General features: G+C 53.3%; 9 protein-coding genes. 3 read left to right on the top strand and 6 right to left on the bottom strand.

Translation table 11 applies throughout. The features are described from left to right. The first annotated feature begins 13 nt into the window (after nt 1–13). Nucleotides 14–508 carry a serine protease inhibitor ecotin gene (eco, locus tag K8W53_RS07855; RefSeq protein ID WP_001550295.1) on the top strand — a complete coding sequence of 165 codons (495 nt, stop codon included), beginning with the start codon at nt 14–16 and terminating at the stop codon, nt 506–508. Nucleotides 509–707: 199 nt separating this feature from the next. Here the strand turns inward: eco and K8W53_RS07850 are convergent, their stop codons facing one another. The 5 genes from K8W53_RS07850 to K8W53_RS07830 all read right to left on the bottom strand — a co-directional run bounded on the left by K8W53_RS07850 (nt 708) and on the right by K8W53_RS07830 (nt 6525). Next, a complete protein-coding gene (locus K8W53_RS07850) occupies nt 708–2351 on the bottom strand; it encodes a multidrug ABC transporter permease/ATP-binding protein (protein WP_023224385.1) in 1644 nt (547 codons plus the stop codon). Between the two features lie 75 nt (nt 2352–2426). Beyond that, complete coding sequence (gene alkB / locus K8W53_RS07845; protein WP_023212363.1) at nt 2427–3077, bottom strand: DNA oxidative demethylase AlkB; 651 nt, start codon at nt 3075–3077, stop codon at nt 2427–2429. Between the two features lie 2 nt (nt 3078–3079). Next, on the bottom strand, nt 3080–4141 hold the full coding sequence (gene ada, locus K8W53_RS07840; RefSeq protein WP_000975972.1) for a bifunctional DNA-binding transcriptional regulator/O6-methylguanine-DNA methyltransferase Ada: 1062 nt from the start codon (nt 4139–4141) through the stop codon (nt 3080–3082). Nucleotides 4142–4221: 80 nt separating this feature from the next. Further along, on the bottom strand, nt 4222–5274 hold the full coding sequence (gene apbE, locus K8W53_RS07835) for an FAD:protein FMN transferase ApbE (RefSeq protein ID WP_000784307.1): 1053 nt from the start codon (nt 5272–5274) through the stop codon (nt 4222–4224). 114 nt (nt 5275–5388) lie between these two features. Next, nucleotides 5389–6525 (bottom strand): porin OmpC, encoded by a 1137-nt coding sequence (locus K8W53_RS07830; protein WP_000865526.1) that lies wholly within the window; start codon nt 6523–6525, stop codon nt 5389–5391. A gap of 727 nt (nt 6526–7252) precedes the next feature. Here K8W53_RS07830 and rcsD point away from each other — a divergent pair. Both rcsD and rcsB read left to right on the top strand, forming a co-directional pair. Continuing rightward, nucleotides 7253–9922: a phosphotransferase RcsD gene (rcsD, locus tag K8W53_RS07825; RefSeq protein ID WP_000083205.1), complete on the top strand. Its 2670-nt coding sequence runs from the start codon at nt 7253–7255 to the stop codon at nt 9920–9922. Nucleotides 9923–9938: 16 nt separating this feature from the next. Then, nucleotides 9939–10589 (top strand): response regulator transcription factor RcsB, encoded by a 651-nt coding sequence (gene rcsB / locus K8W53_RS07820; protein WP_001061919.1) that lies wholly within the window; start codon nt 9939–9941, stop codon nt 10587–10589. 102 nt (nt 10590–10691) lie between these two features. Here rcsB and rcsC read toward each other — a convergent pair whose 3' ends face one another. After that, nucleotides 10692–13538 carry a two-component system sensor histidine kinase RcsC gene (rcsC, locus tag K8W53_RS07815; protein WP_000876075.1) on the bottom strand — a complete coding sequence of 949 codons (2847 nt, stop codon included), beginning with the start codon at nt 13536–13538 and terminating at the stop codon, nt 10692–10694. Nucleotides 13539–13566 lie beyond the last annotated feature (28 nt).

The raw sequence follows: 13566 nt of genomic DNA, 5'->3' as shown, positions 1-13566 counted from the left end.
TGTGAACAATCAAATGAAGATGTTTGTCCCTGCCGTCGTCTTCGCCGCCCTCGCCAGCGCCTCTGCCTGGGCTAACAATAGCGATACCGCCCAGCCGCTGGAAAAAATCGCCCCCTATCCGCAGGCGGAAAAAGGAATGAAGCGGCAAGTGATAACCCTTACCCCTCAGCAGGATGAATCTACCCTCAAAGTGGAACTGTTGATTGGCCAAACGCTGAATGTGGATTGTAACCAGCATCGCCTCGGCGGCACGCTGGAAACAAAAACGCTGGAAGGCTGGGGCTATGACTATTATGTCTTTGATAACGTCACCTCTCCGGTATCAACCATGATGGCCTGCCCTGAAGGTAAGAAAGAGCAAAAATTCGTCACCGCCTGGCTGGGTGAAGACGGGATGCTGCGCTACAACAGCAAGCTGCCGATCGTGGTGTATACCCCGGCGAATGTGGACGTGAAATACCGCATCTGGAAAGCGGACGCTAACGTACAGAACGCCGTCGCGCGATGATGTTACGCTGCCCGGTCACACTTACCGGGCATCTGAACACGCCGGCTCACGCAGCGCTCCGGGGTTCTTTTCAAAACACGTCTGGAAATCCGCTCGCCCGCCGCAAAAAATACCCCGATGCCTGGTGGCGACGCGTGGCATCTTATCAGGCCTACCCGCGTGCGGACGTAGGGCTGCCATCAGGCGGTTCATCCGGCCATTACGCAGTACGCGCAACCGCATCACGCGAGGCGGCGTCACGTTCGTCGCCGGTGAGTTCGGTTAGCTGTCCGTTGCGCATTTCAAGCAGACGATCGGCGTGAATAAAATAGTGATCATCATGGCTGATGGCGAAGATGGTTTTGCCCATTTCCTGCATTAACGGCAACAGTACCTGATAAAATTCCCGGCGGAAATGCGGGTCCTGATCGGCGGCCCACTCATCCAGCAAAATAATATCGCGCTCTTCCGCCAGCGCCAGCAGCAGCGCAATGCGCTTTTTTTGCCCTTTCGACAGTTTAAGATTCAAAATGCGCCCATCGTTTAGCTCCAGCTTGTGCGTCATTTTCAGGTGCTCAAGCCACTTTTCGACCAGCGCGGGATTGGCGGGTTTCCCCTGCGGCCCCAGCAGGCGGTCGAATAACCACACATCGGTGAACACCGCAGAAAACAGTTTGCGATAATCTTCCGGCTGCCCGGCGGCAATAGGTTGACCATCAAGTAAAATCGTTCCCGATTGCGGCTGGTATAATCCGGTCAATAACATGGCCAGCGTCGATTTCCCGCTACCGTTGCCGCCAATTAAAAACAGCAGTTCGCCGCGGTGAATCGTCAGGTTGATGGGCCCCACGGAAAACGCGTTATCCTGATAGTGGAAAACCACGTTGCGCAGCTCCAGCGTCTTCCAGTCGGGAAAGGCTTTCGGCTGCGGAAAATCAGGCTTATACGGGGCGAGCGCGAATTTATTCAGTTTATTAAACGCCACCTGGGCGGTCAGTAGGGTTGGCAACGCCCCCACCGCAGACAGCAGCGGCGTGCGCAGGAACAGCAACGTCAGTGAATAGGTCGCCGCGACGTTGGTATCCGCCCAGCCGAGACTATTCGCCATCCAGAAGACCAGGCCTATCGCTCCCAGCATCATGATATTCGACCAGTTGACGGCGCTCAGGTGAAAAGTATCGGCACGGATAATGTGATGACGGTACTCTTTGGCGTCCGGGGTATAACATTGCTGAAAAATCTGCTCCGCACGCTCGCGGTTTAGCGTCAGCTCTTTGCGTCCTTCCAGCACCGTCTGATAGTCGTTGTACAGCTTATCTTCGGTCTCGCGCAGGGTCGCCATATGCTGGTAAACCCGCGCCACCAGCACGAATCCGCCCCAGATAGTGACCGCCATCCAGATAGCCGTAACCAGCAGCATTTTTGTCGATAGCATCGCCAGATACGCCGCCGAGCCGACGGTGAGGATAATGCCCTGCACCAGCTCAGGCAGACGCACAAAGGCGATAGTAATATTGCGAATATCGCTGGCCAGACCGGCCAGTAAAGAGGCGCTGCCCAGTTGCTCAATGCGTTCAACGTGCGTATCCAGAATGCGCTTGATAAATTCGCTGCGCAGGCGGTAAACGAAATGGTGTCCCAGAGTGGTGAGCGCCAGTTGGGAACCTAATGTGACGACCATTAGCAACAGGAGCAGACCGAGAAATTCCGGCAGCACCATGACGGTGGTGTCCACCGTTTCAATCAGGCGCTGATTGATAAACGCGATCAGGCCAATCCCCAGCGCCGCGCTGGCGAGGCTCAGCGCCATCACGCTAATAAATGGCCAGCGGTACTGCCGCCAGACAAGAATAAGAAGTTCCATGCATACAACCCGGACCGATAATAACAGCCCGCAGTTTAACTAACTCCACCTGCACAGCAATAATAATTCTTATTTTTATTCTTTTTCAGCCGCCTGGCGGAAGGTGAGATTGTAACGAAATTCACCGGTCATGGGATGAAAGCCCACTTTAAGCGGCTGGATACCATGATAAAACAGCCGGGACTCGCCGCCCCAGACCACGATATCGCCATGCTCCAGTAAGATCCGCTGGAGCGGATCGCTGCGACGCAGGCCGCCAAACTGAAAAACCGCCGGCACCCCCAACGAAACTGAGACAATAGGCGCGCGCAGATCCGGCTCGTCTTTATCCTGATGCAGCGACAGTTTTGCGCCGGGCGCGTAGCGATTGATCAGGCAGGCGTCCGGTTGGAAGCTCGCATACCCTGCCGCGATTGCCGCCTGACGACATACGCTGGCAAACGATAACGGCAGCGCAGGCCAGGGTTTATCGGTCAACGGATCGCGCACAGCATAACAATAACCGTGACGATCGGTGGTCCACCCTAACGCGCCGCAGTTGGTCATCGCCACCGACATGGTGTAGCCGCCCGGCGTCACCATCTGACGAAACGGAGACTGACTGGCGACAAACCCGATATCGTCTAATAGCGACTGCGCCGCGCGAAACGCAAAGCGGCGCAACACCACCGCGCCAGGCGCCAGGGGCTCTTGCCAGGGCGCTTCATCAGCAAATAGATCCAGCATTGCTACTCCTCTTTTTGCGCTTCTCGCTTTAATAGCTGCGCTTTTCGACGCACGCCCCAACGATAACCGGAGAGCGCGCCATCGCGACGCACGACCCGATGACACGGGATCACCATCGCCAGTTTATTCGCGCCGCACGCGCTGGCGACCGCGCGTACTGCCGTGGGTTTGCCGATAGTCGCGGCAAGCTGTTGATAGCTTACGGTTTCGCCGCAGGGAATCGCGCATAACGCCTGCCAGACCTGCTGTTGAAACGCGGTTCCCTGGATATCCAGCGGCAACGAGAGCAGCACATCGCGTGTGTTGATAGCCGCGACAACCTGCCGCACCCGTTGCTGAAAAGGCGCGTCAGCAGGTTCGTGGCGGGCCGCCGGGAACAGGGTGTGTAATTCAGCCAGTAGCGCCTCGTCGCTATCACCGGGGAGAATCGCGCAAATCCCCCGCTCGCTCTCCGCCACCAGGCACCGTCCGTAAACCCAGTCCGTCAGCGCATAGCGAACGGAGACATTATCGCCGCCTTTGCGAAACTGTTTTGCCGTCATGCCCAGCGTCTGGTCGGCATGACGGTAGTAGCTACTGCTATCCGGGAAGCCAGCGCGGTAAATAGCCGCCGTGATCGGCTCTCCTTTCGCCAACGCCTCACGCAGCCGCCGGGCGCGCCACGCCTGCTGCCACCCTTTCGGCGTCATTCCGGTGCTCGCTTTAAACAGACGGTGCAGATGAAACGGGCTCATCGCCACCGCCTGCGCCAGAGACGCCAGCGTTACCGGCGTCTCCTGCTCAAGCAAACGGCAGGCGCAGGCAATCTTATCCAACCGCCGTTGCTGCGCGCGCGCATTATCCGGCTGACAGCGCTTGCAGGGGCGAAAACCGGCGTCCAGCGCCTGCTGCGCGTTGGCAAAAAAGCGAACATTTTTACGTAACGCCCGCTTCGAGCGACAAGAAGGGCGGCAAAAAACGCCGGTGGTTCGCACCGCAAAAACGAAACGCCCATCCGCGCTGGCATCGCGCGCCTGCACCCGCAGCCAGCATTCATCATCGGTAAGTAACGCTTTTTTCATCATAGACTCCTTCATTAAGCATAGTGCTTGCTTACATGCAGTGTGTCCGTAAATCCGCCCACAAAAACCCGTAATCTTGCGTTTTAATTCTTATCGCTCACTAGGAACGTTTTGAACTGCGGCGACATCCAGGTTTTAAAGCCTTCACCTTCTTTCATGATCATAAAGACCGCCAGCCCTTCTCGCCGCACGACCTCTTGCGCCTTTTGCGTACCAAGCACCATCAGGCCGGTGTCCCAGCCGTCCGCTTCCAGCGCCGTTGGCGCGATGACCGTAACCGATACCAGGTTGTGTTCAATGGGGCGCCCCGTTTGCGGATCGATAACGTGCGAGACACGCTTGCCATCCAGCTCATAATAGTTGCGGTAGCTGCCGGAGGTGCTGATGCCATGCCCGTTGATATCCACAATCGCCTGCACCGCGTTTTCCCGGTCGGTCGGCTTCTGAATCGCGACGCGCCACGGCTGCCCCTGCGCATTCATCCCGCGACTGCTTAATGCGCCCCCCACCGAGACCAGATAACGCGCAATGCCCTCCTGCTCCATCAGTCGCGCCAGATGATCCGCCGCATAGCCCTCCCCGACCGTGGAGAGATCAACATAAAGATCCGGCAGATCTTTTTGCAAAAACTGATGTCCAGCCCTGTCGATAACCTGCAAATGTTGCAGGCCTGTTTTCGCTTTTGCCGCATCGATTTGTGCTGGTGTTGGGATATGCAGCGGCTGCCGATCCGGCCCAAACCCCCACAGATTGACCAGCGGGCCCACGGTGATATCCATCGCGCCATCCGTCTTCGCGCCAATACGTAGCGCCGAGGTCACGATATCCGCCATGGCTTCGCTGACCGGCCAGGGCGCAAGACTGCGTGAATGGTTAAAACGCATCAGCGCGGAGTCATTTTTATAGGTAGAAAGCAACCAATCATCAGCATCAAGCTGAGTCTGGATTTTAGTCTGTAACTCTGCGGCGCGTTTCGCATCGATGCCAACCACGCTCACCCGCCAGAGGGTCCCCATCGTTTTACCTTCCAGCACCTGAGCGGCAGGTGACGCTGTTGTCGTTTCGGGAGCCTCATCGCAGCCCATAAGTAAAAAAGCCGCCGCCAGACACACGGCCCGGCAAAAAGTCATTTTCATCGCTGTTTATCCTCATTCGAATGGACGCAAGCGTATATCAAAACGTCGTATTTGTACGCCGGAATAAGGCATGAAAAAAGGGCCCGCAGGCCCTTTAGCAACATCTTTTGCTAATTAGAACTGGTAAACCAGACCCAGCGCTACGATGTCGTCGGTGTTGATGCCCGCATCGCGGGTAAAGTCGTTTTTATCCAGCAGGTTGATTTTGTAATCAACATAGGTGGACATGTTTTTGTTGAAGTAGTAAGTCGCGCCGACATCAACGTATTTTACGATGTCCTGGTCGCCATAGCTGGCGCCGTAGCCGTTGCTGATGTCCTTACCTTTAGACTGCAGGTAAGCCACAGACGGACGCAGACCAAAGTCGAACTGGTACTGAGCAACCACTTCAAAGTTCTGCGCTTTGTTGGCAAAACCGTAAGAGGTGGACGGGTTGCTACCGTTAGAGGTACCAAAACGGGTTGCGTTATAGGTCTGAGAATACTGCGCTGCCAGATAGATGTTGTTCGCATCGTATTTCAGGCCACCGGTGTAAACCGTGGCGCGATCGCCGTTACCATACAGGCGAGCGTTAGCGGTGTTGTTCTGATCGGCAGTACGTTTAGACGTGGTGATAGCGCCACCGACAGAGAAGCCTTCGCCGATTGCATAAGTCAGCGATCCGCCGTAACCGTCACCGTTCTGGTTCAGCAGGCTGCGACCGTTGGTGTTTTCACCGCTCACGCTGCCGTTTTTGCCCTGATACTGCAACGCGAAGTCCAGACCATCCACCAGGCCGAAGAAGTCGGTGTTACGGTAGGTGGCATAGCCGTTACCACGCTGCTGCATAAAGTTGTCAGCGCCGTAGGTGTCGCCGCCGAACTCCGGCAGAACGTCGGTCCAGGAGGTCACATCATAGGTTACGCCGTAGTTACGACCATAATCGAAGGAACCTGCGTCAGCGAATTTCAGACCCGCAAACGCCACACGCGTCCAGGAGTCGTTGCTGCCTTCAGTCTGGTTGCCCTGAATCTGATATTCCCACTGGCCATAACCGGTCAGTTGATCGTTAACCTGCGTTTCGCCTTTGAAGCCGATACGCATGTAGGTCTGGTCGCCGTCGCTGCCTTTGTCGTCAGAGAAGTAGTGCAGGCCATCAACTTTACCAAACAGGTCTAATTTGTTGCCGTCTTTATTATAAATTTCAGCCGCATTCGCTGCGCCCGCCACCAGCAGAGCTGGTACCAGGAGGGACAGTACTTTAACTTTCATGTTATTAACCCTCTGTTATATGCCTTTATTGCTTTTTTATGCCACTGCTTACTGGTTAACCCTCATTAACCAGTCGGCAAGTCCATTCTCCGCAAAAATACAGAATAATCCAACACGAATATGATACTAAAACTTTTAAGATGTTACAGTTATCTACATAGATGTTTCAAAATATGAATTTTACGGAACTTTTTTAAAGCAAAAATCAAGTAAAAATAAGCACAAATAGACAAAATATATTCATGAGACTTTTAAAATCAATGGGTTAAATTGATGAAATTCATAGCACTGAATGATAAAACAGAATCTTCATTCGCAACTAAAATAGTGACCGCTATCATCATTAACTTTATTTATTACCGTCATTCACTTCTGAATGTCTGTTTACCCCTATTTCAACCGGATGCTTCGCATTCGGTTTTTTTTACCCTTTTTCAGACACACCCGGCTGATTTATGCTACCTGCCTAAAATTATCACGGTTATTCACTACCCTCGCTGCTCTACCGTTCGTAAGACATTAGCAAATAATTTCTTGATATTTAGTGCTAAACATTTATAAGTAGTCTTTATATTTGTACCGTTCTGCGAAGGTTGTACGCTTTTCCCGTCCCGCCGACGGAGCGCGTGTTAAGTTGCCCGGCATGACGTAAGAGTCTGGAAATTCATTCATTACCCTTTATACTGCCCTTCACCTTCAGCGTTGCTTTTACAGGTCGTAAACATAAATGAGTCAGTCTGACACAACGGTCTCTACCCGATTCTCCCTTCTACCGGGAAGCATTACCCGTTTCTTCTTATTGCTGATCATTGTGCTGCTGGTAACGATGGGCGTTATGGTACAGAGCGCCGTCAACGCCTGGTTGAAAGACAAAAGCTATCAAATTGTCGATATCACCCACGCTATTCATAAACGCGTGGATACCTGGCGGTATGTTACCTGGCAAATTTATGACAACATCGCCGCGACCACTACGCCATCGACAGGTGAAGGACTTCAGGAAACGCGTCTGAAGCAGGATGTGTATTATCTTGAAAAGCCGCGACGTAAAACTGAAGCGCTGATTTTCGGTTCCCATGACAGCGCCACGCTGGAAATGACGCAGCGTATGTCAACTTATCTGGATACGCTGTGGGGCGCGGAAAACGTGCCGTGGTCCATGTATTACCTCAACGGACAGGATAACAGCCTGATTCTTATCTCTACCCTACCGTTGAAAGATCTCTCTTCCGGCTTTAAAGAGTCCACTATTGGCAATATCGTCGATTCCCGCCGGGCAGAGATGTTGCAGCAGGCGAATGCGCTGGATGAGCGCGAAAGTTTCTCCTCATTGCGAAAACTGGCCTGGCAAAACGGTCACTATTTTACGCTGCGCACGACCTTCAATCAGCCAGGACATCTGGCAACCGTGGTGGCGTTTGATCTGCCCATTAATGATTTAATCCCGCCGGGAATGCCGCTGGACAGTTTTCGGATAGAGCCTGACGCAACCCAGGCGACGGGGCGAAGCAGTGAAAAGGAAGCGCCTGATAGCGTCACGATTAGCTTTAACGGTTCAAAAATTGAGATCTCCTCAGCGCTTAACTCTACCGGAATGCGCCTGATCTGGCAGGTACCGTTCGGTACGCTTTTGCTTGATACGTTGCAAAATATTTTGCTGCCTTTACTGCTGAACATCGGGCTGCTGGCGTTGGCGTTATTTGGCTACGCTACGTTCCGTCATCAGCCGGGACGGACGACGGAATCGACATCTGGCAACGCGGCGAATAACGAGCTTCGCGTCTTACGCGCCATTAATGAAGAGATCGTTTCTCTGCTGCCGCTGGGTCTGCTGGTCTACGATCAGGAAGGAAACCGCACCGTGATCAGCAATAAAATCGCCGATCATCTGTTGCCGCATCTTAACCTGCAAAATATTACCAGCATGGCGGAACAGCATCAGGGCGTGATTCAGGCGACAATTAATAACGAACTGTATGAGATCCGTCTGTTTCGCAGCCAGATCGCCCCCCGCACGCAGATCTTTATTATCCGCGATCAGGACCGGGAAGTGCTGGTGAATAAGAAGCTTAAACAGGCGCAGCGTTTGTATGAGAAGAATCAGCAGGGCCGCGCCGCCTTTATGCAAAATATCAGCAACACGCTTAAAGAGCCCGTACGCCAACTGGCGGTTAACGCCGCGGCAGTCACCACGCCGGAAAGCCTGAAACTGGCGGATCAGGCGGATGTATTGGTACGTATGATCGATGAAATCCAACTGGCGAATATGCTGGAAAATGACGCATGGAAGAGCGAAGCAACGCTGTTCTCCCTGCAGGATCTTATTGACGAAGTCGTGCCGGAAGTGCTGCCCGCCATTAAGCGTAAAGGGCTGCAACTGCTGATTAATAACCATCTTAGCGGCAACGATGAACGCTGGGGCGATCGCGACGCCCTGCGCCGAATTTTGCTGCTGTTGATTCAGTATGCCGTCACAACGACCGCTATGGGTAAAATTACGCTTGAAGTCGAGCAGGATGAATCTATCGCGGAGCGTCTGACTTTCCGTATTCTGGATACGGGCGAAGGTGTAACGTTAAACGAGATTGATAATCTGCATTTCCCGTATATGAATGAAACGCAGGGCGATCGTTACGGCAAAGCGAATCCGCTCACCTTCTGGCTGTGCAATCAACTGGCGCGCAAACTGGGCGGTCATCTCAACATTAAAGCGCGAGAAACGCTGGGCACGCGCTATACCGTTCATGTCAAAATGCTTCCTCACGATCAGCATACTCAGGTCGAAGAGCGCCTGCTGGACGACGTGAGCGTGATGGTCGATGTGACGTCCAACGAGGTTCGCGCGATTGTGCTGCGTCAGTTAGAAAACTGGGGCGCCACCTGCATCACGCCGGATGAAAGGCAGATAAGTCAAGAATATGATCTCTTTTTAACGGATAATCCGTCTAATCTTACTGCCTCGGGCTTGCTTTTAAGCGATGATGAGTCAGGCGTGCGGAAAATTGGCCCGGGTCAGTTGCGCGTCAACTTTAATATGAGCAATGCTATGCAGGAAGCTGTACTACAACTTATCGAAGAGCAGCTGGCGCAGGAAGAGATTCCCGCCTCCCCGCTCGGCGGAGATGAAAATGCCGAGCTTCATGCCAGCGGCTATTATGCGCTATTTGTAGACACAGTACCGGATGATGTTAAGAGGTTGTATACTGAGGCGGCAACCAGCGATTTCGCTGCGCTGGCCCAAACGGCCCACCGCCTGAAAGGGGTGTTTGCCATGCTTAATCTGGTACCCGGCAAGCAGTTATGTGAAACGCTGGAACATCTGATTCGTGAGAAAGATGCTCCAGGTATAGAAAAATATATCAGCGACATTGACGCCTACGTCAAAAGCTTGCTGTAGCAAGGTAGCCCAATACATGAACAATATGAACGTAATTATTGCCGATGACCACCCGATTGTACTGTTCGGTATTCGCAAATCACTTGAACAAATCGAGTGGGTGAATGTTGTCGGCGAATTTGAAGATTCCACAGCATTGATCAACAACCTGCCGAAATTAGATGCGCATGTGTTGATCACTGACCTCTCCATGCCGGGAGATAAATACGGCGATGGGATCACCTTGATCAAGTACATCAAGCGTCATTTTCCGAGCCTGTCTATTATCGTTCTGACCATGAACAACAACCCGGCGATCCTGAGCGCCGTGTTGGATCTTGATATTGAAGGGATCGTACTCAAGCAGGGTGCGCCAACCGATCTGCCTAAGGCGCTGGCCGCGCTGCAAAAAGGCAAAAAATTCACCCCAGAAAGCGTTTCTCGCCTGCTGGAGAAAATCAGCGCAGGCGGTTACGGCGACAAGCGCCTGTCGCCAAAAGAGAGCGAAGTATTACGCCTGTTCGCCGAGGGTTTCCTGGTCACCGAAATCGCCAAGAAGCTCAACCGCAGCATTAAGACCATCAGCAGCCAGAAGAAATCGGCGATGATGAAACTGGGCGTAGAGAATGATATCGCGCTGCTCAACTATCTCTCTTCCGTCACCCTGAGTCCGACAGACAAAGAATAAATCGCTTTTATGTTACCCAGCCTGATGGCGCTACGCTTATCAGGCCTACCAGTCGACTCATCTTTTGCAGGCCGGACAGGCGACGCCGCCATCCGGCATTTTTTATGCCCGCGTTTTACGTACCCGCTCGGCATACACCGCCAGCGTCTGTTTCAACACATCCAGCGTCACAGGCTTCGACAAACAGCTGTCCATACCGGACTCCAGGCAACGTTGTTTCTCTTCCGCCAGCGCGTTCGCCGTCACGCCGACGACAGGCAGCGTCAGCCCAAGCTGACGGATACGCTGCGTCAGGCGATAGCCGTCCATGTTCGGCATGTTCACATCGCTCAGAACAATATCGATAGCATTTTTACTCAGCACATTCAGAGCGTCCACGCCATCATTGGCTGTCTTACACTGATATCCCAGCGATCCCAGTTGATCGGCCAGCAGACGGCGATTGATCGGATGATCGTCAACGACCAGAATCATCATGTCGTCATTTGAATCTGCGGTTTTATCCGTCGTCGGCAATGCGCTGGAAAGCGCTTCACTATCCAGCTCAATACTATAGATACGCGCCAACAGCGCGGGCAACTCATGCACCGACGCCACACTATGCACCCACTCGCCCGGCGCTCTTTCCAATGGAATCCCGATATGACGGCGGCAAAAGACGACCGCCGCCCTCCCCTGCCAGGTATGCTCCAGCGCGTCATCGACAATCAAAATATCGTCCGCGGCGGGTTCTTGCCCTTCATAACGCTGCGTATGAACGCCGCTACGCGCCAGACTGGTCTCAATAAACTGGCACAAAGAAGTATTGCGCACCGCCAGCCAACAGCAGGTTCCGGCGAGTCCTTCCACGCTCTTTTTCACAGGGTATTGCGCGCCATAAAGCGGGATGCGCAGCGTAAACTGGCTTCCCATGCCCGGCTCCGAATCGACGGAAATATCGCCGTCCATCATGCTGATCAATTTTTCGCAAATCGCCAGCCCCAGACCGGTCCCCTGAAAGTTACGCTGTACGCCGGTTCCCACCTGGAAGAAGGGATCGAACAGGCGAACCACCTCTTTTGCCGGAATACCAACCCCGGTATCCCGCACGCGAATGCTGAGATAATCCCCATCACAGCGCACATGCAGCACGATGCAGCCAATATCGGTAAACTTAATGGCGTTGCTCAACAGGTTTGAAATGACCTGCTGTAAACGCATCGGGTCGCCGTTCAGCGATACCGGCACGTCAGGCTCAATAAAACAATACAGGCCGAGCTGCTTACGCACCACCAACGGCAGATAATTGGCGGTGATATGGTTCATCACCTCTCGCGGTGAAAATTCACGCGGCTCAATCTTTAGCTGTTCCGACTCAATTTTCGAGAAGTCGAGAATGTCGCTGATAATTTTCAGCAACAGACTGGAGGAGTTATTCATCGCCGTGACCAGACGATCCACGCCTTTTGGCAGCTCTTTGGTTTGCAGCAGATCGAGATTGCCAATGATACCGTACAGCGGTGTGCGCAATTCATGGCTGACCGTCGCAAGGAACATGGATTTAGACTGGCTCGCCTGCTCCGCCGCCTGCGCCATCTCTTGCAGCGACTCTTCCATTTTGACGCGCGTACTCACATCTACCAACACGCAAATCGCGACGTTTTCATTGCGATAGCGGGAATGGACGAAGCTAATTTGCAAATTGGTATTATTGCTGGTCAATACATCAACAAAGTTGACCTGCTGGCCGCAAATGATTTGCGTCAGGCGCTGTCTGTCTTCATGCGTGAGCATGTTCAGGTAGGTGTGCGCCAGTTCGTTACTCAGAATATTGACACCATCAATAGTGCGCAGAATACAGATCCCCACCGGCGCGGAGGCAACGATTTTACGGTTGAACTGTTCATGTTCTTCCAGACGCTGAGCATCGCTCTCCGCCGGAATAAAAATTCGCCGCTCATACATCCGCGCAAGCGTAAACAGCCCTGCGCCCACCAGCACGTTCAGCAGGATAGCGTTCAGGATAAGAATACGAATACGCTCCAGGACTAAATCTACAGGCACAGAATAGACAATACTGAGCGAGGATGGCGGCAGGCTTTTTTTGAGTACCAGTTCGCGAAAACCTGGCGTATAACCAAACCAGGAACGCTCCTGCATCCAGCGCGGCTCCGCTTTAATAATGCCGTCAGGACCGGTCAACGAAATCAGCGAATGGCCGTTCTCATCAATAATGGTGACGCCCATCGGCAAACTGCCCGGCGTGAAAAAATTTTCCATGCGGATGGACTGCTCGACGCCCAGCAACGCTTGCAGACGGTTGGCCAGATACACCGGCGTCAGCGCATAAAAGTAGCCCACGCCCTGACGCGCGCCCTGGCTTATCCAGAAAAGGTTATTCCCACTTTCTTCCTGCGGCGCGTTGCGGTATTTCATAATCCGCTCATGTAACGCTTTTAACGCATCATCGCGCTCCACGGGCATTTCACGCAGGCCGAAATTCGCCATACAGAGGTTATCGCTGCCAATCAGGAAAACGCGGTTAAGATCATACGCCGCTGAAAAGTTGTCGCGCCAGTAACGCATAAACCAGGCCAGCGACTCCAGCGAACCGCGCCAGGCGGAGCCCATCGCCGCACAGTCTGAGTCGGCGAATAGCGGTTCAAAGTCCGGCACCACCATTTTGTCATCACGCGCACGCGACGACATGACGCCGTTTTCCGCCGTTAAACGGTTCTCGGCGATATATTTGAGCTCTTTCATCACGTCCGATGTGCGCTGGATAAAACGCTGCGCCTGATCGGAGCTAAGGTTGAACTCCTGACGAATTTCAGATTCCCGCTGGTGCAGGGCATTGACGATGTAAAACACCGAAACAAAGGCGATTAAGAGCCAAATGAGTAACGCTAACGCTCTGAATAAGTAGCGCGAGACTTTCAGCGTAGTTCGAAAGGAAGCAAGGTATTTCAAAGGGGCGAAGCTCCGCCTCAGGATGTAA

Origin of the sequence: Salmonella sp. A29-2, assembly GCF_020150755.1 — a bacterium.
Taxonomy (GTDB): Bacteria; Pseudomonadota; Gammaproteobacteria; order Enterobacterales; family Enterobacteriaceae; genus Salmonella; species Salmonella enterica.
The sequence above is the reverse complement of the archived record's forward strand: the minus strand, read 5'-3'. Positions and strand labels throughout refer to the sequence as shown.

What these genes read in the sequence shown, in the direction of transcription:
- rcsB (WP_001061919.1), top strand. Translation starts at nt 9,939, where the DNA reads ATGAACAATATGAACGTAATTATTGCCGATGACCACCCGATTGTACTG.
- K8W53_RS07850 (WP_023224385.1), bottom strand. Translation starts at nt 2,351, where the DNA reads ATGGAACTTCTTATTCTTGTCTGGCGGCAGTACCGCTGGCCATTTATT.
- eco (WP_001550295.1), top strand. Translation starts at nt 14, where the DNA reads ATGAAGATGTTTGTCCCTGCCGTCGTCTTCGCCGCCCTCGCCAGCGCC.
- alkB (WP_023212363.1), bottom strand. Translation starts at nt 3,077, where the DNA reads ATGCTGGATCTATTTGCTGATGAAGCGCCCTGGCAAGAGCCCCTGGCG.
- apbE (WP_000784307.1), bottom strand. Translation starts at nt 5,274, where the DNA reads ATGAAAATGACTTTTTGCCGGGCCGTGTGTCTGGCGGCGGCTTTTTTA.
- K8W53_RS07830 (WP_000865526.1), bottom strand. Translation starts at nt 6,525, where the DNA reads ATGAAAGTTAAAGTACTGTCCCTCCTGGTACCAGCTCTGCTGGTGGCG.
- ada (WP_000975972.1), bottom strand. Translation starts at nt 4,141, where the DNA reads ATGATGAAAAAAGCGTTACTTACCGATGATGAATGCTGGCTGCGGGTG.
- rcsD (WP_000083205.1), top strand. Translation starts at nt 7,253, where the DNA reads ATGAGTCAGTCTGACACAACGGTCTCTACCCGATTCTCCCTTCTACCG.